Annotated in this window: 23 protein-coding genes; 20 read left to right on the top strand and 3 right to left on the bottom strand. The window is 31.5% G+C overall.

The genetic code is table 11. The features are described 5' to 3' along the window. Positions 1 to 7 precede the first annotated feature (7 nt). The 8 genes from C1I91_RS22205 to C1I91_RS22170 all read left to right on the top strand — a co-directional run bounded on the left by C1I91_RS22205 (position 8) and on the right by C1I91_RS22170 (position 7305). A complete protein-coding gene (locus tag C1I91_RS22205; protein WP_128214849.1) occupies positions 8 to 1222 on the top strand; it encodes a GGDEF domain-containing protein in 1215 nt (404 codons plus the stop codon). Positions 1223 to 1241: 19 nt separating this feature from the next. Beyond that, the gene (locus tag C1I91_RS22200) at positions 1242 to 1583 is read left to right on the top strand and encodes a hypothetical protein (RefSeq protein WP_128214848.1); all 342 of its coding nucleotides are present in this window, start codon (positions 1242 to 1244) and stop codon (positions 1581 to 1583) included. A 443-nt stretch (positions 1584 to 2026) separates the two neighbouring features. Then, complete coding sequence (locus C1I91_RS22195; protein WP_128214847.1) at positions 2027 to 2557, top strand: restriction endonuclease; 531 nt, start codon at positions 2027 to 2029, stop codon at positions 2555 to 2557. Between the two features lies 1 nt (position 2558). After that, the gene (locus tag C1I91_RS22190; protein WP_128214846.1) at positions 2559 to 3044 is read left to right on the top strand and encodes a hypothetical protein; all 486 of its coding nucleotides are present in this window, start codon (positions 2559 to 2561) and stop codon (positions 3042 to 3044) included. Positions 3045 to 3155: 111 nt separating this feature from the next. Next, the gene (locus tag C1I91_RS22185; protein ID WP_128214845.1) at positions 3156 to 3842 is read left to right on the top strand and encodes a response regulator transcription factor; all 687 of its coding nucleotides are present in this window, start codon (positions 3156 to 3158) and stop codon (positions 3840 to 3842) included. Positions 3843 to 3847: 5 nt separating this feature from the next. Continuing rightward, positions 3848 to 5227 carry a sensor histidine kinase gene (locus C1I91_RS22180; protein ID WP_128214844.1) on the top strand — a complete coding sequence of 460 codons (1380 nt, stop codon included), beginning with the start codon at positions 3848 to 3850 and terminating at the stop codon, positions 5225 to 5227. Between the two features lie 263 nt (positions 5228 to 5490). Further along, complete coding sequence (locus tag C1I91_RS22175; protein ID WP_164880619.1) at positions 5491 to 6774, top strand: murein hydrolase activator EnvC family protein; 1284 nt, start codon at positions 5491 to 5493, stop codon at positions 6772 to 6774. A gap of 342 nt (positions 6775 to 7116) precedes the next feature. Beyond that, positions 7117 to 7305: a hypothetical protein gene (locus C1I91_RS22170; protein ID WP_128214842.1), complete on the top strand. Its 189-nt coding sequence runs from the start codon at positions 7117 to 7119 to the stop codon at positions 7303 to 7305. Positions 7306 to 7457: 152 nt separating this feature from the next. On the opposite strand, the gene C1I91_RS22165 is transcribed toward C1I91_RS22170, so the two are convergent. Both C1I91_RS22165 and C1I91_RS22160 read right to left on the bottom strand, forming a co-directional pair. Continuing rightward, entirely contained in the window at positions 7458 to 8372 is a 915-nt protein-coding gene (locus C1I91_RS22165) for a CPBP family intramembrane glutamic endopeptidase (RefSeq protein ID WP_128214841.1), read from the bottom strand. Between the two features lie 297 nt (positions 8373 to 8669). Beyond that, the gene (locus C1I91_RS22160; RefSeq protein WP_128214840.1) at positions 8670 to 9491 is read right to left on the bottom strand and encodes an MBL fold metallo-hydrolase; all 822 of its coding nucleotides are present in this window, start codon (positions 9489 to 9491) and stop codon (positions 8670 to 8672) included. A 224-nt stretch (positions 9492 to 9715) separates the two neighbouring features. Here C1I91_RS22160 and C1I91_RS22155 point away from each other — a divergent pair, with 224 nt between their 5' ends. The 12 genes from C1I91_RS22155 (at position 9716) to C1I91_RS28620 (ending at position 22245) form a co-directional block, all read left to right on the top strand. Continuing rightward, positions 9716 to 10552 carry a hypothetical protein gene (locus tag C1I91_RS22155; RefSeq protein ID WP_128214839.1) on the top strand — a complete coding sequence of 279 codons (837 nt, stop codon included), beginning with the start codon at positions 9716 to 9718 and terminating at the stop codon, positions 10550 to 10552. 8 nt (positions 10553 to 10560) lie between these two features. Continuing rightward, positions 10561 to 11355 carry a sugar phosphate isomerase/epimerase family protein gene (locus C1I91_RS22150; RefSeq protein WP_128216071.1) on the top strand — a complete coding sequence of 265 codons (795 nt, stop codon included), beginning with the start codon at positions 10561 to 10563 and terminating at the stop codon, positions 11353 to 11355. Between the two features lie 131 nt (positions 11356 to 11486). After that, entirely contained in the window at positions 11487 to 12779 is a 1293-nt protein-coding gene (gene tig, locus C1I91_RS22145) for a trigger factor (protein ID WP_128214838.1), read from the top strand. A 304-nt stretch (positions 12780 to 13083) separates the two neighbouring features. Beyond that, positions 13084 to 13686, top strand: a complete 603-nt coding sequence (gene clpP, locus C1I91_RS22140; protein ID WP_128214837.1) for an ATP-dependent Clp endopeptidase proteolytic subunit ClpP — start codon at positions 13084 to 13086, stop codon at positions 13684 to 13686. 32 nt (positions 13687 to 13718) lie between these two features. Continuing rightward, positions 13719 to 15014 carry an ATP-dependent Clp protease ATP-binding subunit ClpX gene (clpX, locus tag C1I91_RS22135; protein WP_128214836.1) on the top strand — a complete coding sequence of 432 codons (1296 nt, stop codon included), beginning with the start codon at positions 13719 to 13721 and terminating at the stop codon, positions 15012 to 15014. A gap of 232 nt (positions 15015 to 15246) precedes the next feature. After that, a complete protein-coding gene (gene lonB / locus C1I91_RS22130) occupies positions 15247 to 16929 on the top strand; it encodes an ATP-dependent protease LonB (protein WP_128214835.1) in 1683 nt (560 codons plus the stop codon). A gap of 132 nt (positions 16930 to 17061) precedes the next feature. Beyond that, positions 17062 to 19410, top strand: a complete 2349-nt coding sequence (gene lon, locus C1I91_RS22125) for an endopeptidase La (protein WP_128214834.1) — start codon at positions 17062 to 17064, stop codon at positions 19408 to 19410. Further along, complete coding sequence (yihA, locus tag C1I91_RS22120) at positions 19400 to 20017, top strand: ribosome biogenesis GTP-binding protein YihA/YsxC (RefSeq protein WP_128214833.1); 618 nt, start codon at positions 19400 to 19402, stop codon at positions 20015 to 20017. Before lon ends, yihA begins: the two co-directional genes overlap by 11 nt. Positions 20018 to 20522: 505 nt before the next feature. Beyond that, positions 20523 to 20975: a hypothetical protein gene (locus C1I91_RS22115; RefSeq protein WP_128214832.1), complete on the top strand. Its 453-nt coding sequence runs from the start codon at positions 20523 to 20525 to the stop codon at positions 20973 to 20975. Between the two features lie 51 nt (positions 20976 to 21026). Continuing rightward, positions 21027 to 21326 (top strand): hypothetical protein, encoded by a 300-nt coding sequence (locus tag C1I91_RS22110; protein WP_128214831.1) that lies wholly within the window; start codon positions 21027 to 21029, stop codon positions 21324 to 21326. A 40-nt stretch (positions 21327 to 21366) separates the two neighbouring features. After that, positions 21367 to 21606 carry a hypothetical protein gene (locus C1I91_RS22105; protein ID WP_128214830.1) on the top strand — a complete coding sequence of 80 codons (240 nt, stop codon included), beginning with the start codon at positions 21367 to 21369 and terminating at the stop codon, positions 21604 to 21606. 102 nt (positions 21607 to 21708) lie between these two features. Further along, on the top strand, positions 21709 to 22245 hold the full coding sequence (locus C1I91_RS28620) for a hypothetical protein (protein ID WP_205694245.1): 537 nt from the start codon (positions 21709 to 21711) through the stop codon (positions 22243 to 22245). A 140-nt stretch (positions 22246 to 22385) separates the two neighbouring features. Here the strand turns inward: C1I91_RS28620 and C1I91_RS22095 are convergent, their stop codons facing one another. After that, a complete protein-coding gene (locus tag C1I91_RS22095; protein ID WP_128214829.1) occupies positions 22386 to 23333 on the bottom strand; it encodes an FG-GAP repeat domain-containing protein in 948 nt (315 codons plus the stop codon). Positions 23334 to 23403 lie beyond the last annotated feature (70 nt).

The raw sequence follows: 23403 nt of genomic DNA, 5'->3' as shown, positions 1-23403 counted from the left end.
AGGGTTAATGTTGAAAGAAATTAGTGAGAGCTTGTTTTCAGCAACTGATAATAATTATGATGAAGAGTTAATAAAGTTACGTAACAGATATAATTATAAGAAAAGTTATTTTGCCTTAAGAATTTTGGGACTTATAAGTTTAATGCTTGCATTAGTAGGGTTTGTATATGTTGCTATATATAAAACTGATATACCTGAATATAGTCCTATCCATTATAGAATTAATTATCTTGTTCTTTTTTCTATATCGCTGACTTCGATTATAATACTAAATATTATAAAGAAGAAAAAAAGATTCGTAGAAAAGTATTTTTTGTTTATACAAATGCCGATTATCTTTATAGTTATATTATGGACAATATGGTATATGAAAAGCTCAAATTCTGACTATATGATTAATTCAATAGTGTACAACCAAGTTATATTGTGTACCTCAATAATATTCTATCTTTCTCCGAGACAGATAATACTCACTTATGCTTTTGCGTATGTATCATTCCTCGCAGTGTTAAATGATATGGTTATCTATGGAAGACAAGATATGGTGTTAGTTAATACAACTATATCCTGTATAGTATCAATTCTTATTGCCATAAGAAATTATGGAAGAATGATAGAGAGTTACAATCAAGAAAATAGCATAAGGAACAAAAATTTGAGTTTAATGAAGATAAACAATTCTCTACATTTTGCAAATAAGAAACTAAAAGAGATGAGCGATAAAGACTTTTTGACCAATATAGCTAATAAAAGAAAACTTGATAGAATGACCTATATGTATTGGAACAGCTTAAAGAAGTTATCAGGTAGCTTATCTATTATGATAGCTGATATAGATTTCTTTAAGCAATATAATGATCATTACGGACATGTCAAGGGGGACAGTTGTTTAGTTAGGGTTGCTACGGCTATTAATGAAGTTGCGGAAAAGAACTTAGGTGTTGTAGGTAGATATGGTGGAGAAGAGTTCTTTGTCATACTTCCTAATAGAAGTTTTGATGAGGCTGTAGTAATATGTGAGGAAATAAGAAAAAAGGTAGAGGAAGAGAGTATACCCAATAAAGCCCTTGGAGAAGATAAAATCGTTACAATAAGTGCAGGGGTAGCAACCATTGTTCCTACTGACGACTTTAATCTAGATTTTTTTATAAATGTATGTGATAATAAACTTTATGAGGCCAAGAAAAATGGCAGAAATAGAATAGAAAGTATTTACTTATGATAAGGATGTGTGACAGTATATGAAACCGTTATTTGTAATACAAGATGAAATGTTTTATAAGGAAGATTTTTTAGATGATATAACTGAGTATGATGATATAATCCCTATAATTCAAGAAAGAGCTAAGCTCATAAAGCTAGATATTATTGAATGTACAGATTTAAACGATTGCTGTAATAAAACCAAAAGCAACCTTTATGGAGAAATTGTTGGTTATATAGATGAAGAAGAAAACTTTATATTTCAAGAAGAAATAGAAGAGTATAGAAAGCAATATGGAGAAAAATTTCTTAACTTATATGTAATAAGAATATATAAATGTTTAAGCTGTAAAAAGTGGATTATAGACATAATGGAATAAGTTCAAAATTAAATATGTACATAAATCAAGAGCTATTTTGATTGTAGATAGGGTATTAAATTGATACAACTATACAATCAAGATAGCTTTTTTAGTGTCTGCATTTCTAAATATATGGAAAAAGCTGTAGGATGATATTGTTTCTCTTTTTTTGCTTTATCATTTAGATGCTCTTAAGCAAGCTACGAATACTTGTCCATAGTTTTATCTAGGATATAATTTCCTAAACAATAAAATAGGTTATGCTAAAAAAGCATAACCTGAGAAATAGAGTTTTTGGCTGGCAAAAAAATTGCCTCTGTTAAAGGAGAATTTCTTTGTTTATATTTTATGATAATGGGAGAATATTAAGATAATGTTATTGTAGAATTAAGTCTATGTTAACTTTATAAAAATGTTTTAGCTTATTAATAAAGTGTCAATAAATTAAATGAGGTGATTTTATGGATATAATTAGAGATTTTAAGTTTATGATTAGCTTCTTTATATTATGCATAGTAGTTAATAAAATATTAGGAATTTTTGCTGTAATTATTTCTAAAGAGGGGGCAGATATAAGGCAGGTATATAGATTATTTTGCAGCAGTGACCTTAAGCTTATGAAAAATGAAGAAGTATTAGAATATATCTGCAGTATATTAGAAGATTTAGGATATAAAAATCCTGTAATAGCAGAAAATCTTGAAGAGGTTTTATGCTATAAGGATAATTCGCCTACGGTTGTATATCTACTAAAGTCTGTAGATGATTTAGTAGACTTAGATATATTCTATTCAATAATAGGAAAAATGAAATCTAAAAAGCTTAAGAAAGGTATATTGATAACTAAAGGGGGATATATACCTCAATGCTATAAGGAGATTAAAGATATAAGAAACTCAGGTATAGATATTAAGATAATAGATGGCAAGGAGCTGGTTAAGCTAATAAGAAAGAACATAGAGAAAGATATGATCTCAGAAGGAGCTGTTTAGAATGTTTACTATAACTGGTATAATAGTAATATTGTCTATGTATCAACTATTCAAGGTTGGTAGAACTCTGATAAGAATAGTTAATATAATAAAAAAAGATTTTAAAATAAATACTTTAGGTGAAGAATTAGATAGGCTTAGCTCTGAAGAGTTTATAGATTGGTGCGTTGAATACTTGAAGACTAAAAATTATATATTTATTAATAAGTTTGATACTAATACATTATTATGCAAGCATAGAGGTGAAAAGGTTTATGTTAGCTGCGTTAAGTCAGGAGAGTTTGACAAAATAAATATGTATAAACTTATAGGAATTAAGGCGTCTAAAAAAATTGATAAAATTGCAGTTTTAGCTAACATAGATGAAGCAAAGCTAGATGATGAAATATTAAAAGAATTTAACTCATTAGGAATAGAGATCATTTCTGGGGGAGAATTCAATGTAAGTTATGAAGAGTATGTGAAAATGAATAGTTTAATTAGGTAAGTAAAAAATTCTACATAAAATCTTTACATAAAAATACTAATATGATTATGAAAGTTATCTTATGTGAGGATATATTTAGCGAAATAGACTAGACTTACGGGGAGGAATAGTGTGAATACTGTACTTATTATAGAGGATGAGAAAACTGTAAGAGAGGTAACAAAGGCATACCTAGAAAAGGAAGGTTATAAGGTGCTTACTGCTGAATATGGTCTGGATGGTCTTTCGATATTTATTAAAGAAAAGGTAGATCTTGTGATCTTAGATTTAATGCTACCAGATATTCAAGGAGAAGAGATCTGCCAAAGACTTAGAAAGATATCAGATGTGCATATATTTATGTTGACTGCAAAAGGTGCTTTGGATGAGAAAATACATGGCTTAAACATAGGTGCAGATGAATACTTGGTTAAACCGTTTAGTCCAAGAGAGCTAGTGGCTAGAGTTAATTCCCTGTTTAGGAGAATTTCACACAAAGATGACACTGATTCTATATTGGCTTTTAATGATAAAAGTTTAATAATTAATACTGAAACTAGAGAAGTATTGGTGGATGGAAAATATGTAAGCTTAACTCCAAATGAGTTTGATATACTTTATGTTATGGCAAAAAATAAAGGCAAGGTTTTTAGCAGAGAAGCATTGATTGAAAGCGTTTTTGGAATGGATTTTGAAGGTTATGATAGAACAATTGATGTTCATATAAAGAATTTGAGGAAAAAAATAGAGAGAGATACCAGGAATCCACGATATATCATAACTGTAGTAAAATTAGGTTATAAATTTAGTGGAGAGTGAAGCTAATGAGAAATATAAGAACACACCTATTTCTAATTATGATATTAACTGTTATTTTCTGTATAGGAGTAACTGGAATGATAATAAATATTTCTATATCGTCGCATTTTAAAAGCTATATGGAAGAAAGTCAGAAAAAGAGAGAGGATAGAATTGTAGCTAGTTTTGAAAGTATATATTCAAAGGATAAAAAGTGGACAACAGTATCAGGAATTGAGTTACAACATGAGGCTCATATGAGCAATTTTTGTATATCACTTCTAGATGATAAGAAGAATATGATATGGGGAATGGATCCTAAGTTAATTACAGAGACCTTGGGCTTTGATAACATGGTGGTAAGTAATCATAAAGGTGATTACGTAAGCAAAAATCTACCAATACGTTATAATGGAAGTGTTGTCGGATATGTTAATATAGGACAATATTCGGATCTGCTGCTAACTCAGGATGATGTGGATTTTAGTAAAAAAATTAATGGAAGCATAGTTATAGCTATAACTATTTCTATTGTTATAGGACTAGCTGTTAGCTTAGTAGTAGGAAAGCAATTTAGTCTCCCAGTTAGAAGAATTGCAGAAGTGTCAAAAAAAATAGCTAATGGGGATCTAGATGCAAGAGCATCCTATGAGACGAAGATAACAGAAATTAGAGAGTTGAAAGAAACTATAAATGACTTAGCTGATAAGCTTAACTACCAAGATGATCTTAGAAGAAGACTGATATCTGATGTTTCTCATGAAATAAGAACACCGTTAAATGTGCTGCAAAATATAATAGAGGCTATGATAGATGGTATATATCCAATTAATAATGAGACCTTAGAACTTATCAACAGTGAAGTTATAAGATTTGGTAAGTTATTGAATAATATGAAATCATTAACCTACATAGATGAAAGAACTGATAACGTGGATAATAAACCGGTGGATTTAGATATTCTTATAAAAAATATATTAGAATACTACAAAGGCGAAATTGATTCTAAGAACTTGATGCTTCAGTATGAGAATAATCTTTCTGATGATGATGTAGTATTGGGAGATGAGGATATGCTAAAGCAGGTTTATATAAATTTAATATCTAATGCAATAAAATATAATAAAACTGAGGGGAAGCTAAAGGTAACCTTGCTCGAAACGAGAGGGATTATTAGGTCCACTATAGAGGATACCGGAATAGGCATTAAGAAAAGCGATGTACCTTTTATATTTGAAAGATTTTACAGAGGAGACAGAAGTAGAGAAGTTACCGAAGGTACAGGTGTGGGATTAACTATTTCTAAGAAGATAGTAGATTTACATAAAGGTAGTATAAAAATAGAGAGTGAAGATGGCAAGTTTACAAGAGTTGTAATAGAGTTTAATAAAATCATAAAAGTGTAGCTAAAATCTATCGAAATAAAGCTTCGTAGATTCATAGAAAGCTTTATTTTTAGTCTAAGGATTGAAGTATTATGTCTGTTTGGAGGAATAGATATAGAACAATGTTCAATTATTTTACAATATACACTATAAAAAGCAAAACTTATATGGAAATTGTAAAATTAATTTAAACAAAGACATAAAAATCAAAAAATAATGATATTGTGCTGAAATTTGTAGTATAATTAAAAATAGAATAATAACTGGGGGTAATGACAGATAAGATGAAGAAGAAAATTTTATCTTTAGTACTTTGTTGCGTTCTTATATCTGGCTTAAATTCGGTACAAGCCTTTGCAGCATCATCGGACTCATTGCAAAATCAAATTGATGCAAACAAAGACAAGATTGATGATTTGCAAGATCAAAAAAATCAGATACAAAATACTAAAAATCAAGAGAATGACAAATTGAAATCAATTCAAGACCAATTAGACAAAAAGAGCTTAGAGCTTCAACAATCTCAAGGTAAGGTTGATGAATATCAAGGAAAGATTAATACTCTTCAGGGAAAGATTAATTCAGTCCAATCTGACATAAATAAGACTTCAAAAGATATTGAAAGTGTTGAAAAAGATATAGAGAAGAAAGAGCAAGAAGAGGCAGAAAAAAGAGAGTTACTTGGAATGAGACTCAGAGCTGCATATAAGACCAATATAGGAGAACAAATTCTTGGCGTAATATTAGGAAGTGATAACTTAACTGATTTTATGCAAAAAATGACTGTAATAACTACAATAATGCAAAAAGATAATGAATTAATTACAGAAGTAAAAAAAGTTCAAGAGGATTTAAAGAGTAAGCAAAAGGATTTATCTAGCAAAAAGTCAGAGCTTGATAAGCAGAAGAGTGATGTGGTGGCTCAGCAATCACAGCTTAAGTCAGCACAGCAGTCTCTAATGCAACAAAGAGATGATAATAAGCAGAAGTATGATGAACTTTCATCATTAAGAAATCAACAAAATAGTATCATAAGTTCTTTAAGTGATACTGAAAAGAAGATTGCAGCTAAGGTGGCGGATTTAGAAGAAGATAACGAATCGCTTCAAAAGCAGCTAGACTCTACGTTTAATAGCATTAATAATGAAAAGGCAGATGACGGAGTTGCATCAAATGGACAAGCTTTTAATAAGCCTGCTTCTGGACCGATTACAGATGATTATGGTCCAAGAACTAATCCTGTAACTGGCTTGAAGGGATTCCATACTGGTGTTGATATAGGTGCACCATTGGGAGCTCCCATAAAAGCTTCTAAGAGCGGAACTGTTGTAAGAGTTGAATTGAATAGCATATATGGTCATATGGTAATAATCGACCATGGAAATGGATATCAAACAATGTATGGACATATGAAGATAGTATATGTTCAGGTAGGTCAAAAAGTTACTCAAAGTACAGTTATAGCTCTAGTGGGAAGTGAAGGTAGGAGTACTGGTCCACATGTTCATTTTGAGATAAGAGTTAATGGACAGGCTAAAAATCCACATGATTATGTTTCTGGATTATAATAGAATGATTTTATTATGAAGAAAAAGAGCTATTAGTTTAGTTCTTTTTCTTTTTAATGTTTAGAAAATTATAAGACTTTTTATTAGTTAAATATTAATGACAAGGGCTTATAAATTAGCTTTTTAATATAAACAGCAAAAAAGGAATTATATTCGTTTGTCAAGCTTTCCTCATATGCATTTGGTAAGGCAGATGCGCAAAAAGTCACTTAAGAAACAAAATATATATCGAAGTAATAATAATTTTTATATTATGGTAGATAATTATATTATTAAAGATTATAATTATTTAGATAAATATTATATTTATATAATTCAGAGCTTTAAGCGTGAGGTGTATATATGATTCAAATACAGAAGAATTCATATCTTAAGGATACTCCTGACTATGAGGACTACAGTGAAAATGTTGCAACGCTTACTGAAGATGAAGCTAAAGTCTTGGGGATAAGTCTTGGTTGTTGTCAAAGCAGTGGAGGTTGTAGTGGTTGCAGTGGATGCTCATCAAAGGGTGGTTGTTGTAATAAATAATAGAGATGTACCATTTCAATCAGGAATCTATTTTTAAAACTTTTCTGGATTCTAAGAGGAGAAGTTGAAAATATATATTTTAATTCTAAGTTGTGCATCTGTATATATAGAAAGTGATCTAGTGGAAATAACTGCTAGATCACTTTTTTTCGTCAATCTAATTGTTGGAGCTTACTCTTTCTATATATAAGAAACAGTAACACAATTATTGCAATAGCACTTATAATTGTATCAGCAAGTCCGCCTTCAGGGCCGAATAACCCACCATTTATAAGGTTATTTGTTCTATATTGAACATATAGAAATGATCCGCCGTAGGCATTAGTACCGCTTACTAAAAAGCCATAAACATTTCCCTCAGCAAAGTTCCATGCACTGTGAAGAGCACAGCTTGCCCAAAGATTTTCAGTGTACAATGCCAAAAGTGCAGCTATTATTCCAAATAAAATTAGATTTATTATAGCTAATAGAGATACTCCAGGATTGAGCATGTGAAGTAATGCAAATATTACTGATGATACCAATACTCCAACTACAGTATTATATCTAGCAGATATTGATTGTAAGGCAAAACCTCTAATTAAAATCTCTTCAGAAGCCCCTTGCACCACCCAGGAAATAATCACAACTATCAAGCTTAACAATCCATAACTAGAAACATCACCTTTTGATATATAAGCATTGTTAGTAATGCTAAGTATTATTGCTTCAATAGACATTAATAGTAATCCTATTAAAAATCCTTGAATGTAGTTTTGGATTGCGTTCTTTTTATAGAAGCCTAAGGATACAGGCTTTCTTTTCTCATAAAGGTATACCCATAAAAAGCATAGTGCAATAGAAATTGAGGTGGTTAAAAGCATTGAGTAGCTGCTAGATACAAAGTTCCTATATTGATTAAATGATAGATTAAGATAGTGAACAGCAAAACCAATCGCTATTCCACCTATTATTTGTGAAAGAAATGCAAAGACAAAACACAGAATAAACACTAGTATGAGAGGTGTAGATTTTTTCCTTGAGTTAGAATTCCTTATTAAATTATTATTATTAAAATAATTAAGCATTATGCCCTCCTTTAATATTTGTGGTTGTTTCTAGTTAAAATCTGAATATAAGGTTATTTATAGGGAACCTTTATGAAAACTTAAGCTATGAATGTTCGAAAATCGGGGGTTCTGGTCTTTTTTTGAGGCATACATAACCTAATAGTTGAAATTGGGAAACTATATATACTCATTATAATTCTATTTAATATAATATAAGAATATACGGTTGCTTATAACAAATTTAAAAAATGTACTACTTCCTCCTAAAGTATTTGTTAGGATTAGTAGTACATTTAAAAAAGCATTTCTATTAAGCTAATCTTCGGCTTTTACTAAGTCAATTATTTCTAGATCCGTTGGGACAATTAAATTGTCACTGAAAAAATATCTTCCTTCAGCGCAGTAATACTCAGGTTTACAATGATAATTTTTATCTTCTGTATGAATTAAAATAAGGTTCTTGATATTTAGGTTTCTTCCGTTTTCACAGGCTTCTTTTACTGTAGTATGATGTTTTTCGTAAGGATTAAATAGGTGTTTTTCTTCAAATAAACAGAATGCCTCATGCATCATATAATCAGAGTTTATACAATACTGTTTAAGAGATTCTTTATATGGTTCATCTCCTATGAAGGTGAAGGTTATACCTTCACTGTCTTTAAGTTTAAAACCATATTGAAGACGCTTTGCACTATTTATATCAAAAAAAGTAATATTGAAGTCTATAATATTCTTTTCTTCATTATCTTTTACAGGTATGAATAATATTCTGTCATCAAAGAACTTGGTGAATTTATTTTCTAGCATTAGAAGACAAATTTGTTTAGCAACTGATAGAACATCTGAATGACCGAAGAAGTTCAGGTTTCCAGAATATTTATCATTGTTTATGGCTTGAGCAACAGCTCTAACAATCCAAGTTATGCCAGCTATATGATCATTATGTGTGTGTGATAAAAATATATTATGTATTTTTGAAATAGGGATATTAAGCTTTTCTAAATTGGTAAGTAAGGTGTTTCCACCTCCAGTATCAACTAGTAAGTGCTCCCCTGCCAAATTAGAAATTGTAAAACACGTATTGTAGCACTTGGTTACCATAGCACTACCAGTGCCTAAAATGTGCAATTTCGTCATGGTGACCTCCAATCATAATTAGGTAAGTTATAGTCTATTATACATTAAGATATGAATTTTTACAAAAATTATTATTAATTTTGCTATCATTAAGGTATAATATATATGGTTCCTTAAAGACTTACAATTAAGATAAATGAAATATGGATTATCAATTATATTAATATAATGCCTTTTCATAATAATAAAATAAAAAAGACTAAATCAACTAGGAGGTAATAATATTGGGAAAACCTAGTATATTCAGTAAGGAATATCAAAAAAGGATGAAAAGAAGAAAGAGGCTAGCATCTGCGTTAGTTGTATTATTAGTTGTAGTAGTAGCTGCTGTTTTACTATCTACTAAAATGAATTTCAGTACTAGTATAAAAAACAAGGTAGCAGGTATCTTTACTAATAAGAACAGTAAAGATAAAGTTCAGAAGGATAAGGAAACAGCATCTCAATTAAAAAATGATAAAGAAAAAGATAATAGTAAACAATCCGATGCGCCTGCCAAAGATGATAAAAAACAAGAGGACAGCAAGGACGATAAGTATATAGAAGTGACACTTTCTAGTGGGGCTGTATCAAAGGCTTTTTATGATGAGGTTTCAGGTGCTAAAAAGTTTAAGTTATTAGATCCCATAGATAATGGAGTGTCCTTTGATATAAGCCCATCACAAACCTCTATTGTAATAAACGAAACAAATACACAGCAGATAAAAGTAGTAGATGGAAGTGGTCAGATAAAGGATGTTACGAAACCTAATTATACAACAAAGGATGGAAGAGCCTTCTCAAGGGAGACTATCTTAAAGCAGTATCAAGGTTATTTGTGGTCTGTAAATGCTAAGTTTATAGATGATAGCCATGTGGCATATGTGAGTCAGCTTCCATGGTTTGGAGTTCCGGATCTTTATTCTTATATATGGGTAGTAGACATAAATACTGGGGAACACAAAGCTGTAATGAATACAAAATCAAAGAATTTAACAATAACTAGTTTAGCTTCTGATGGACTACATATAAAAGCTGATGATGGTGATAAGGTTATTCCTGTTCAGCAACTTATAGGGTAGATATTATGATGAAGGTTGGTATGTCTTCAGCCTGTTTGTATCCAAGTGTGAATGCAGAGGATAGCGTCAAAGTTATGAAAGATATAGGCTTTGATCAAGGGGAATTATTTTTAAATACATTTTCAGAATATGAAGAAGAATTTATACTTAACATAAAAGAGAAATGTATAGAAAATGATTTTTATGTAAACTCAGTTCATATATGTAGCAGCATGGTTGAGCCATTTCTATTTGATTCATATAACAGAAGACGAAATGACATGATGAAGGTTTTTAAGAAAGTTTGCAAGTCTATAAGTCTATTAGGTGGCAACAAAATATATACTTTCCACGGTATGAGAAAAGTTGATAATTCCCAGTTAGACTATGATTTAATAATAGATATGTATGATAGACTTACCTATTGTGCTCAAGAAAATGGTGTTAAGTTAGCACAGGAAAATGTATCCTGGTGCATGTCTTCAGACATAAGATATTTGGAAATGCTAAGAGAAAGAGTTAGATATCCTTTATACTATACTCTGGATTTAAAGCAAAGTTACAAGGCTAATGTTGAACCAGAACAGTACATTGATGTAATGGAAGATAGGTTATGTAACTTTCATATTAATGATAAAAGTGAGTACGAAAGTTGCATGCTGCCAGGTAAAGGCGATATAGATTATAATAAAATTTTTAAGAGGTTAATTGATATAAACTATAAAGGTATGGCAATAATTGAGGTATATAGTGATAATTATTCATCTTATAATCAAATAAACCACAGTAAAAACTACTTGGATAAACTTATAAGAAGTTTATAAGAATAACCATTGTAGAAGTTAATGGTTCTTTTAGATAATTATATAAATAAATGTTTGTAAATAAAAGAAGTAATGTGTTATAATATCTTAGTCTAAAGACGATTAGTACACTTTTTAGGAGGAATTTTATAATGGACGTTAAAATGGAAAAAATAGAAGCAAATATAGTTAAATTTGAAGTTAAGGTTGAGGCTAAGAAATTCGATGAAGCTTTAAATAAAGCCTACAAAAAAAATATAAAAAAATTCAATGTTCCAGGATTTAGAAAAGGTAAAGCACCAATGAACATAGTAAAGCAATACTATGGTGTAGGAGCATTACTTGAAGATGCTATAAACATTGCTATAGATGAAACATATCCAGAAGTTTTAAATACTAACAATATAAAACCAATAGACTATCCTAAGGTAGATGTTTTAGAAGTTGGAGAAGGTCAAGATTTAGTTTATACAGCAGAAGTTACTACTTATCCAGAAGTAGAACTTGGAGAATACAAGGGATTAGAAGTTAAGAAAGTTTCTTACGAAGTTTCAGAAGAAGAAGTTGAAAGACAATTAAAAGCAATGCAAGAAAAGAATGCTAGAATAGAAACAAAGACTGAAGGAACTGTTGAAAAAGGAAACATAGTAACAATAGATTTCAAGGGATTTGTAGATGGAATAGCTTTTGAAGGTGGAGAAGCAACTGATTACTCTCTTGAAATAGGTTCAGGTACATTCATAGATACATTTGAAGACCAATTAGTAGGTGCTGCAATTGGAGAAAAGAAAGATGTAAATGTAACTTTCCCAGAAAACTATGGTAAAGAAGATTTAAATGGAAAACCAGCAGTATTTGAAGTTACTGTTAAGGAAATAAAGGTTAAAGAACTTCCAGCATTAGATGATGAATTTGCTAAGGAAGTATCAGAATTCGATACTATAGAAGAAGTTAAAGCTGATATAAGAAAGAAGATAGCTGATTCTAACGAAGATAGAGCTAAGAAGGAGTTTGAAGAAGCTGTAGTTACTGCTGCTGTTGATAATGCAAAAGTAGAAGTACCAGCAATAATGGTAGACAGAGAAGTAGAAACTATGGTTAAAGATCTTGAAAACAGACTTGGATATCAAGGACTAACTCTTGATCAATACTATGAATTCACTGGAAGCAGTGAAGAACAAATGAAAGCTTACATGCAAGAAAGTGCAGTTAAAAAGGTAAAAACTGATTTAGTTTTAGATAAGATAGCTGCAGTTGAAGCTATAGATGCTACAGAAGATGAAAAGAAAGCTAAGGCAATTGAATTAGCTAAGATGTATGGAGCTGGAGAAGATGAAAAAATGGCAGAAATGCTATTAAAGGCTCAAGAACAAGTTATAAGATTAGATGTTGTTACTGAAAAAACAATTAATTTATTAGTAGAAAATACTAAAGTAACTGAATAATATATTGTGTAAAATGGATTGCCAGAAGAAATTCTGGCAATCATTTTAAATATATAATCTTCAAAATTTGTTAGCTATGCTTAAATACACTTATTTTAATTTTGATAAAATTTTAAATTTATTGGGTAAGTTGCATAAGATATAAGGGAATATCTTTAAATTTGAATTAAACATTAATTTTTGTTGCAACTTATATATATATTGATTAACAAATGATAAAATATTTTATATAATTTAATTATAATAAAATATCAAAATAGGATATATTATAAATAGAGTATTTTGAATTGAAGGAGGATTGAAAATGAGTTTAGTTCCTATGGTAATTGAACAAACAAACAGAGGAGAAAGAAGTTACGATATATTTTCGAGACTTTTAAAGGATAGGATTATTATGCTTAATGGAGAAGTAAATGATACTTCTGCTAGCTTAATAGTGGCGCAATTATTATTCCTTGAAAGTGAGGATCCAGATAAAGATATTTATTTATACATAAATAGTCCAGGAGGATCTATTACATCCGGAATGGCTATATATGATACAATGCAATATATAAAATCTGATGTAGCGACTATATGTGTTGGTATGGCTGCTTCAATGGGATCATTCCTTCTTTCATCTGGGGCTAAAGGAAAGAGATTTGCTTTGCCAAACAGTGAAATAATGATTCATCAACCACTTGGTGGGTTCCAAGGCCAAGCAACAGATATTGATATACATGCTAGAAGAATACTAAAGATAAAGGATAATTTAAACCAAATACTAAGTGAGAATACTGGCAAACCATTAGAAAAAATCAAAGCTGATGTTGAAAGAGATTACTTTATGAGTGCTGACGAAGCAGCAGAATATGGATTGGTTGATAAAGTTATAAGAAAAAATGAAGAGGTGAAAAATAAAGAATAGTTTCTTTGTTTGACCTTAGTGAGGTGTAGTTAATGGCTAAATACGAAGACAAAAAGCAGTTAAGATGCTCCTTCTGTGGTAAAAACCAAGATCAGGTTAAAAGACTGATTGCTGGACCAGGCGTATATATATGTGATGAATGTATTGAATTATGTTCTGAAATAATAGCAGATGAATTTGAAGAAAGCATTCAATTTGACTCAACTAGCTTGCCAAAGCCTGTAGAGATAAAGAATTACTTAGATCAATATGTTATAGGCCAAGAAGCAGCTAAAAAGGCACTTTCAGTTGCAGTTTACAATCATTACAAGAGAATAAACTCCAATGAAGCAGATGATGATATAGAATTGCAAAAGAGTAATATACTTCTTTTAGGTCCTACAGGATCAGGTAAAACACTGCTTGCTCAAACCTTGGCAAAGTTTCTAAATGTTCCATTTGCTATAGCAGATGCGACTACATTAACTGAGGCAGGATATGTTGGAGAAGATGTAGAAAATATCTTATTGAAGCTTATTCAAAATGCTGATTATGATGTTGAAAGAGCTGAAAAAGGTATTATATATATTGATGAAGTTGATAAAATAGCTAGAAAGTCAGAAAATCCATCAATAACAAGAGATGTTTCTGGAGAAGGTGTTCAACAAGCTTTATTAAAGATACTTGAAGGCACAGTAGCTTCAGTTCCTCCACAAGGCGGAAGAAAACATCCTCATCAAGAATTTATACAGATAAATACTAGCAATATATTATTTATTTGCGGTGGAGCTTTTGATGGTATTGATAAGATAATAGAAAAGAGAACAAGTAAGAGTGCTATTGGCTTTGGTGCTAATGTTCAATCTAAAGAGCAAAAGGATATAGGTAAATTATTAAAAGATATAATGCCTGGTGACCTTTTAAAGTTTGGATTGATACCAGAGTTTGTAGGCAGATTGCCAATAGTAGTTACTTTAGAATCTCTTGATAAAGGTGCTTTGGTAAATATACTAACCACACCAAAAAATGCTCTAGTAAAGCAATATAAGAAGTTATTTGAGTTAGACAATGTTGATCTAGAGTTTAATAATCAAGCATTAGATGCAATTGCTGATGAAGCGATAAAGAGAAATACTGGTGCTAGAGGTCTTAGAGCTATAGTAGAAGAAATGATGACTAATATAATGTTTGATATCCCTTCACAAGATAATATACTAAAAGTAACGGTAACTGAAGATTCAGTTAAGGATAAGAAGGAACCAGAAATTACTTTAGTTGCAGAAGGTGAAACAAGGCCAGTATTAAAGGGTAAAAAATCTAAACCTAAAAAAGGTATAGAATCTGCATAACATGACTGACGACTTAGTTCGTCAGTCTTTTTTACTCTTTAATAAATTATATCGCCTGCCAGATTTTCCTCATGTACATTCGGAAAGGCAGATGCGCAAAAAAATGTCGTTTAAAATATTTTCGAAATTCGAAAAATAAACACTTATATACCATTATATGGGTTATATTCTATGTTTTATATGAGCATAATACAAAATAGGAAATTAGAAAGTAATAAGGTGGCGATAATAAATGACCAATATTCTTATTTTGTTGCAGGTGATTATGCTTGTTGTACTTTTTATCTATATGATAAATAATTCTAGTAATCAGAGGACAAATAAATTAGTAATAGATAAAGAGAATCATAAGGAACTAGACAAACTTAATAAATTAAGAGCGATAAAACTTACTCAACCTTTAACAGAGAAAAGTAGACCTAAAAACTTTGAAGAAATAATAGGCCAGGAAAAGGGTATTAAGGCCTTGAAAGCCGCTTTATGTGGTGCTAACCCACAGCATGTTATAATATATGGTCCCCCAGGGGTTGGAAAGACAGCTGCTGCAAGATTAGTTCTTGAAGAAGCTAAAAAGAGTAATAATTCACCATTTAGAGATTTGGCAAAGTTTGTGGAGATAGATGCTACAACTCTTAGGTTTGATGAAAGAGGAATAGCTGACCCGTTAATTGGGTCTGTTCATGATCCAATATATCAAGGTGCTGGTACATTAGGAATAGCGGGGATACCTCAACCAAAGCCAGGTGCTGTTACTAAGGCACATGGGGGTGTATTGTTTATTGATGAGATAGGGGAGTTGCATCCAATACAACTTAATAAGCTTCTAAAGGTATTGGAAGATAGAAAAGTATTCTTAGACAGTGCATATTATAGTTCTGAAGATCCTAATATGCCTACTTACATTAAGGAAGTATTTGAGAAAGGATTGCCAGCTGATTTTAGATTAATAGGGGCTACTACACGTAGTCCAGAAGAGATAGTTCCAGCAATTAGATCTAGATGCGTTGAGATATTTTTCAGAGCTTTAGTACCAGAAGAAATTAAACAAATAGCAGACAACGCTGTAAAAAAAGTAGGTCTTGAGATATGCAGTAATGGATTAGATATAGTAAGTAGGTACTGTTCCAATGGTAGAGAAGTAGTTAACCTAATTCAACTATGTTCAGGATTGGCCATAAATGAAGGCAGAACTATAATAAATGAAGAAGATATAGAATGGGTAGTTGAGAACGGACAATATTCCTTAAGACCTGAAAAGATGGTTGGAACTAAACCTAAGGTTGGTGTAGTAAATGGATTAGCTGTTTATGGTGCTAATATGGGTACAGTAATAGAGATTGAAGCTAGTGCTAAGAAAGTTATAGGAAGAAAGGGGACTCTAAAGATTACTGGTATTATTGAAGAAGAAGAAATCTCATCCTCTAACAGAAAAGTGAAGAGGAAGAGTACTGCTTATTGTTCGGTAGAAAATGTGCTAACAGTTCTAAATAATAGTTTTGATATAGAGTGTGAAAATTATGATATACATATAAATTTTTTGGGTGGTGTTCCAATAGATGGTCCTTCGGCAGGTATAAGTATTGCAACCGCAGTGTACAGTGCAATAAAAAATATCCCTATTAATAATCAGGTTGCAATGACAGGAGAGATTTCTTTGCAGGGGTTAGTGAAACCTATAGGTGGAGTAAATGCAAAGGTATCTGCAGCTCAAAAGGCTGGTGCGAAGATTGCAATAGTTCCAAGCGAAAATTATAGTCAGTCCTTTGAGGCCTTAGATGGGATAAAAGTTAAGCCTGTAGATAATATCGTTGAGGTAATAAACTTGGCATTGGTTAATATATGTGATAAAATAAGTAGTAATACTCCTACAGAACAATCAGTAGAAGTTTTATCTGCAAGATCACTAAATAATTGAGATATAAGTGCTGCTGATATCAGCAGCACTTATTGTGTTAAAAATCAATACTAATATTTATTGAAAAATAGCCATATAATGTGTATACTAAATAAGTCTAATTGATAAAATTAATTTGTGGAGGGGAGAAGCATGAATAAAGAGATAAAAGTTCTTCCTTTAATTCCTCTTAGAGGAATAACCATTTTTCCAAACATGGTTATTCATTTTGATGTAGGTAGAGAGAAATCCATTGCTGCTTTAGAAGAAGCGATGTTAAATAATCAGCAAATTTTCCTTGCGACTCAAAAGGATGCTAAGATTGAAGAACCAGTAAAAGAGGATATATATGAAGTAGGAACGCTTTGTACAATTAAACAACTTTTAAAACTACCAGGAGATACTATAAGAGTATTGGTGGAAGGTGTTAATAGAGGAAGAATACTTTCTCTAAGCGATGATGATAAGTACTTTACAATAGAAGCTGAGATATATACTGAGGATGAAGAAGAAACATTAAGTGAAAAGGTTAGATTAGAGTTAGAAGCACTTACAAGATCACTTAAGGATGAATTTAGTGACTATTTAAGTTTATCAGGTAATACCTCTTCAGATATCATTATCTCATTGGATGACATTGAGAGTTCTGCTAGATTAGCGGATGTAGTAGCATCTTACTTATTGTTAAAACAAGAAGTTAGACAAGAAATATTAGAAGCTTTTGATATTAAAAAGAGATTAGAAAAATTAATTGTAATTGTTAAGAATGAGATGGAAGTTCTAAAGATAGAGAAGAAAATCGGCTATAAAGTAAAGAAAAAGATGGATAAACTTCAGAAGGAATACTATCTTAGAGAACAACTTAAAGTTATACAAGAAGAATTAGGCGAAGACGATGAGGATAGAAAAGAAGTTGAAGCTTATGAGAGCAAAATCAAAAAGCTTAAACTTCCTAAAGAAGCTAAGGAAAAAGCTTTATATGAGCTTTCTAGACTGAAGACTTCAGGAAGCTATTCTTCAGAAGGAAATGTAATAAGGACCTATTTGGATTGGATTTTAGATTTACCTTGGAGCAAGCAAACCAAAGATAACGTAGATATCAAGAAGGCAAGAGAAGTTCTTCAAGAAGATCACTATGGCTTAGAGGATGTAAAAGAAAGAATTATAGAATATCTTTCTGTTAAAAAGGTAAGTAATACTTTGAAAGGTCCTATTATATGTTTAGTTGGACCTCCAGGAGTTGGTAAGACATCTATTGCTAGAAGTGTAGCTAAGGCTCTCAATAGGAACTTTGTTAGAATGTCCTTAGGTGGAATAAGAGATGAAGCTGAAATAAGAGGTCATAGAAGAACTTATGTTGGTGCTATACCTGGAAGAATTATATATGGTATGAAGCAAGCTAAGTCAATGAATCCTTTATTTTTATTGGATGAAATAGATAAAATGGCAAATGACTTTAAAGGCGATCCTGCAGATGCACTTTTAGAAGTGTTGGATGCAGAGCAAAATTCTACTTTTAGAGATAATTATCTAGAAATAGAGATGGACTTATCGAATGTTATGTTTTTAACTACTGCAAATTCTTTAGATACAATTCCTAGACCTCTTCTAGATAGAATGGAAGTTATAGAAGTTTCTGGTTACACATATGAAGAAAAATATCATATAGTGAAGAAATATCTTATTCCTAAGCAACTAGAAGAGCATGGTATAAAGAATAATGAGATAAAGATAACTGATAATTCTATAAAGCTTATTATAGAAGGATACACAAGAGAATCAGGTGTAAGAAGTCTTGAGAGAAGAGTAGGCAGCATAATAAGAAAAGCAATAAAAGATATGATGGAAAAAGAAAAAACAAGTGTATTAGTAACTCCAACTGTAGTTGAAAAATATCTAGGACCTAAGATATTTAACTATGATAAAGTAGATAAAGCAGATAAAGTTGGGGTAGTTACTGGAATGGCTTGGACCGCATATGGCGGAGACACACTACCAGTAGAGGTTATGGTAATGGACGGAACTGGTAAGCTAGAGTTAACTGGTCAGCTTGGTGATGTTATGAAAGAGTCAGCTAGAGCAGGATATACCTATGTTAGAGCTAATGCTAAAAGATTTAATATAGCAGATGATTTCTATAAATCAAAGGATATTCATATACATGTGCCAGAAGGTGCTGTACCTAAAGATGGTCCATCTGCAGGAGTTACTATGATAACTGCGCTGGTGTCTGCGCTTTCTAACAAAAAGGTTAAGAGCAATGTAGCTATGACTGGTGAGATAACTCTTACAGGAAGAGTCCTTCCTATTGGAGGATTAAAAGAGAAGAGTTTAGCTGCTTATAGAGCTGGAATAGATACAGTAATAGTTCCTAAGGAAAATGAAAAAGATATATTAAAGATACCACAAAGTATAAAAGGTAAACTTAATTTTATACTTGCTGAAAAAGTAGACACAGTACTGGAAAATGCATTGGTTGGAGCTGATAAAAATGAAGATTAAGAACTCAGAGTTTATTACTTCCGCAGTTAGAAGGGAGCAATATCCTACAGATGAGAGAATAGAAGTCGCTTTCGTAGGTAGATCGAATGTTGGTAAGTCATCAATAATAAATTCTATAACTAACAGGAGAGGACTTGCAAAGGTAAGTCAAACTCCAGGGAAAACTAGACTTATAAACTTTTTCCTAATAAATAATGATTTTTATTTGGTAGACTTGCCTGGATATGGCTATGCAAAGGTATCAAAGACTGAGAAGGCTAGTTGGGGAAAGATAATTGAGACATATCTTAGCTCAAGATTACAATTGAAAAGAGTTGTGCTTTTAGTTGATTGTAGACACAAGCCTACAGAAGATGATATTATGATGCATGAATGGATAAAGCACTACGGGTATGATGTTTTAGTTATAGCTACTAAGAGTGATAAATTATCTAAAAATGAACTTAGAAAAAGCGAAAAAGTAATAAGAGATACTCTTAAACTAGCACAAGAAGATAAGCTATATTATTTCTCTTCCTTAAATAAAATTGGAAGAGATGAGCTAGTGGATTCAATTTTTGATGATATTATACTAAAAGAAGATAATGAACAGTCAAAAGAATCCTAATATGTTAATTGACTAAACTTACAAAGTTAATAAAAAGACATTAAATCACTTGAGGATTTAATGTCTTTTTTACTTTCTAGGAAAGCAATGAACCTGTGGATTTGCATCAAGAGAGAGAAGGCATACGAAGTAACTTCAAAGTATATAGAAATTATGTATGGATGTACCGCATAGTAATTAAGTTTATATTATTAAAATCTCCTCTAAAAACCAGAGTAGCTTTGAAAATAGATTTCTGATCGAAGTGGTACATATTCAGTTTAATATCATATCTTAAAATTATATCTTAAAATTATATCTTAAAATTATATCTTAAAATTATATAAATTCATATCCATTCGCAACCTCAGAAAAAATCCTAGAAAGAATGAATAATTAATAAAATAAAATAATATATTCTCTCCTGCCGAATTATATTCCTAAAAACAGTGTCAAATTAGAGATGATAGAATAGTATATACTATAAAACCAAATAAATCCATTTTAACAAAAGGGAGGAAGATTTATGGAACTAAATGAAATCCTAAATGGATTAACAGGCGGCAATGACAACTGTAATGATAACTGTGGAACAGGTAATAGAGGGTTTGGAGGATCTTGGATCTGGATTATATTCTTACTACTAATCTTCTGTGGATGCGGAAACGGTGGAAATTATGGTGGAGGCTATGGTGGTTATGGAGCAATAAACCCATGCTGCTGCAATGTTAAGAAAACTAAACATGGATGCTGTAAGCAAACATGTTATTATCCACAACAAAATCCATGCTGTGGAGGAGGATATCCTGGATACGGCGCTGGATATGGTGGATATGGCCTAGGCGGTGGATGTGGCTTTGGTGGCTACGGATCAAACTGGCTATGGTTCTTAATAATAATCCTATTCTTTGTATGTGGAGGATGGGGCAGAGGTAACAACTGTGGATGCAACGATAACAACACATGCGTAAACGACTAATAAACAATGAAATACTAAAGTATAAAAAAATGATGATAGGAGGATTTTGATATGTCAAAGAAAAAATGCTGCTGTAACCCATGCTGTAACCCATATGGTGGTGGATACCCAATGCCAATGTACGGTGGTGGATATGGTCCTGGAATCGGTGGATTTGGTGGTGGCTCTAGCTGTGGAGGCTTCGGTGGAAGTCCTTGTACAATAGCTATACTACTATTGATATTCCAGTATTCTGGATTACTATGCAACAATAAGGGATTTCTTCTAATATTATTATTCTTATTATGTGGCTGTGGTGGTTTCGGCGGTAACAGAGGCGGAGCTGGATTCTTCCAACCAAGATGCTGCTAAAACCATAAGTTAACAATGCTAGGGAAAGGAGCTTTAAGATATGTGTAATAGTTGTTGCAACTATGGATATCCTGTATTTGGTCCCCAGTATGGTTATTATCCTAATGGAAGAAGTGGAAGTTATAACGGATGTGGTTGGCTAATAGCTTTCATTATCTTATGGATTTCCGGAGTACTATGTAATAAAAATGGGTTCATACTATTCTTATTATTCTGGCTATGCGGCTCTGGTAGAGGCTGCAATACACCATACGGTGGCTATGGATATGGCTATCGCTAGAATATAGATTGGAGGGCTTTATGCCCTCCAAAAAAATATATTATTTTATTCCTTAGCAAATTTTAAATAATACATACACAGTAATTAATTGGAGGGAGTATGATGCCAAAGCATAGACATAGAGGCAGAAATGAAAATCTTGGTGGCATGAATAACATGGGCCCCATGGGAAACATGGGAAACATGGGGAATATGAACAACATGAATAACATGAATAATATGAATAATATGGGACCTATGGGGAACATTATGAATAGTATGATGGGATCAATGGGAAGCATGAACCCATTAAGTTTTCTTACAGGAGGATTACCATTTCCTTTTAGCATGAATCCTCAAATGTCCGAAATGTTTAATAATATAGATCTTAATAATTTATCTTCGCTATTTTCTTCCATGTCACCTGAAGGATTTGATTTAAACAATTTAGGTGCTATGTTTAACTCTTTTAATGGTGGAACAAACAATGCTGGGTTTAATAGTAATCAAACACAGTATAGTGGTCCGGTTAATTTTTCAGGTGGTGAAGATGGTAACATATCTATGTTAAGAGCAGTAAGAAGTTTTGTAGATCCAGCAAGAGCTAGATTTATTGATAGAGTTATAGAAATGTACCAAGATGGCGAAATAGAATATTAATGTAATAAGTATGTATAAAAAAAGCAAACTAGTCAATAATAATAAATGTAGTTAGGAGAAATCTCCTATAGCTAAATGAAGACTGTCTTCATTAAAGCTAAAACCCCCCATCCCCCTTTTGGGTCGCGAAAGCGACCCTTTTAATTTTTCTGTATTTTTATAGAGTTTATTTTAAATTTATCATCTTCCTTCATAACATTAATTTTTAATTTTACTTGAGTAGGATCACCAATGCCCTGAGCTATAACTTTCTTAAAATTTAAAGTCCACTGTATTTCTCTTGGAGAACCTTTATCATCCCATTTAGTATCGTTGAAAAGTGCATCTTGAAATTCATAAATATAATCTTTCTTATCAAGTTTCCATATAAGAGACATACTATCACTATCTATATCTGAAGTGAAGACATCATAAGTGCTATCTAGTTCACCTGAACTTTCAATCATGTCGATAAAAAGTAGCACATTTTGAAGACCAGGTATTGTTAAGGTATCAGAACTAACTTTTTTTAGAGAATCCTTTATTAGTATATACTGAGAGATATCCTTATTACTGCTTTTTAAATTCATGGATATAAGCTTAGGGGTCTTGTTGTTTTTAGAATCTAATATACCAAAGACATTATTTGATCCAAAGTAAATATCATTATATTGTCCACTAGAGTAGTAAAAAATATGCTGAATTGGGACCTTGTCCTGTGAAGCTTGTACGAGTATTTCTGGTATTTTATCTCTAGAGAGGTCTATTAGAGAAACACTCATAGGCCAAAAACTTGAGTAGGTTCCAACAGTTCCAATCTTTTTATCAGGGTCTAAGAAAATTGTTTTTCCTAAGCTATGAACTTCCATATAATATTTATTGTTTTGAGTAGATATATACAGTATATCGTCCTTACCATCGCCATTTAAGTCTTTTTTTATAGCTTTCTCATTTGTTACTAAGGTGTTGGTTGATACAGCTTGGTCAACTTGCGGCTTGGACTTTAACATAGAGAAAATAGCTATAATTATCATAATCAAAATAACAATTAAGCTAAATGTTAAGATATAGAAAAGTTTCTTGTTTATAAGCACTATTGTTCTTTTCATTTTATCACCTCGTAAAATTATATGAAATAAACATAGAATAAATTAATTTACACAAAATATTATTAAGTTA

The sequence above is a fragment of the Clostridium manihotivorum genome, from assembly GCF_004015185.1.
Classification (GTDB): Bacteria; Bacillota; Clostridia; order Clostridiales; family Clostridiaceae; genus Clostridium_AR; species Clostridium_AR manihotivorum.
Note: the sequence above shows the minus strand (reverse complement) of the source record. Positions and strands in the feature narration are given on the sequence as shown.

Bases quoted from the DNA above. Each gene is read 5' to 3' on its own strand.
- C1I91_RS22205 (WP_128214849.1), top strand. From the start codon at position 8: ATGTTGAAAGAAATTAGTGAGAGCTTGTTTTCAGCAACTGATAATAAT.
- C1I91_RS22200 (WP_128214848.1), top strand. From the start codon at position 1,242: ATGAAACCGTTATTTGTAATACAAGATGAAATGTTTTATAAGGAAGAT.
- C1I91_RS22195 (WP_128214847.1), top strand. From the start codon at position 2,027: ATGGATATAATTAGAGATTTTAAGTTTATGATTAGCTTCTTTATATTA.
- C1I91_RS22190 (WP_128214846.1), top strand. From the start codon at position 2,559: ATGTTTACTATAACTGGTATAATAGTAATATTGTCTATGTATCAACTA.
- C1I91_RS22180 (WP_128214844.1), top strand. From the start codon at position 3,848: ATGAGAAATATAAGAACACACCTATTTCTAATTATGATATTAACTGTT.
- C1I91_RS22175 (WP_164880619.1), top strand. From the start codon at position 5,491: ATGAAGAAGAAAATTTTATCTTTAGTACTTTGTTGCGTTCTTATATCT.
- C1I91_RS22170 (WP_128214842.1), top strand. From the start codon at position 7,117: ATGATTCAAATACAGAAGAATTCATATCTTAAGGATACTCCTGACTAT.
- C1I91_RS22165 (WP_128214841.1), bottom strand. From the start codon at position 8,372: ATGCTTAATTATTTTAATAATAATAATTTAATAAGGAATTCTAACTCA.
- C1I91_RS22160 (WP_128214840.1), bottom strand. From the start codon at position 9,491: ATGACGAAATTGCACATTTTAGGCACTGGTAGTGCTATGGTAACCAAG.
- C1I91_RS22150 (WP_128216071.1), top strand. From the start codon at position 10,561: ATGAAGGTTGGTATGTCTTCAGCCTGTTTGTATCCAAGTGTGAATGCA.
- tig (WP_128214838.1), top strand. From the start codon at position 11,487: ATGGACGTTAAAATGGAAAAAATAGAAGCAAATATAGTTAAATTTGAA.
- clpP (WP_128214837.1), top strand. From the start codon at position 13,084: ATGAGTTTAGTTCCTATGGTAATTGAACAAACAAACAGAGGAGAAAGA.
- clpX (WP_128214836.1), top strand. From the start codon at position 13,719: ATGGCTAAATACGAAGACAAAAAGCAGTTAAGATGCTCCTTCTGTGGT.
- lonB (WP_128214835.1), top strand. From the start codon at position 15,247: ATGACCAATATTCTTATTTTGTTGCAGGTGATTATGCTTGTTGTACTT.
- lon (WP_128214834.1), top strand. From the start codon at position 17,062: ATGAATAAAGAGATAAAAGTTCTTCCTTTAATTCCTCTTAGAGGAATA.
- yihA (WP_128214833.1), top strand. From the start codon at position 19,400: ATGAAGATTAAGAACTCAGAGTTTATTACTTCCGCAGTTAGAAGGGAG.
- C1I91_RS22115 (WP_128214832.1), top strand. From the start codon at position 20,523: ATGGAACTAAATGAAATCCTAAATGGATTAACAGGCGGCAATGACAAC.
- C1I91_RS22110 (WP_128214831.1), top strand. From the start codon at position 21,027: ATGTCAAAGAAAAAATGCTGCTGTAACCCATGCTGTAACCCATATGGT.
- C1I91_RS22105 (WP_128214830.1), top strand. From the start codon at position 21,367: ATGTGTAATAGTTGTTGCAACTATGGATATCCTGTATTTGGTCCCCAG.
- C1I91_RS28620 (WP_205694245.1), top strand. From the start codon at position 21,709: ATGCCAAAGCATAGACATAGAGGCAGAAATGAAAATCTTGGTGGCATG.
- C1I91_RS22095 (WP_128214829.1), bottom strand. From the start codon at position 23,333: ATGAAAAGAACAATAGTGCTTATAAACAAGAAACTTTTCTATATCTTA.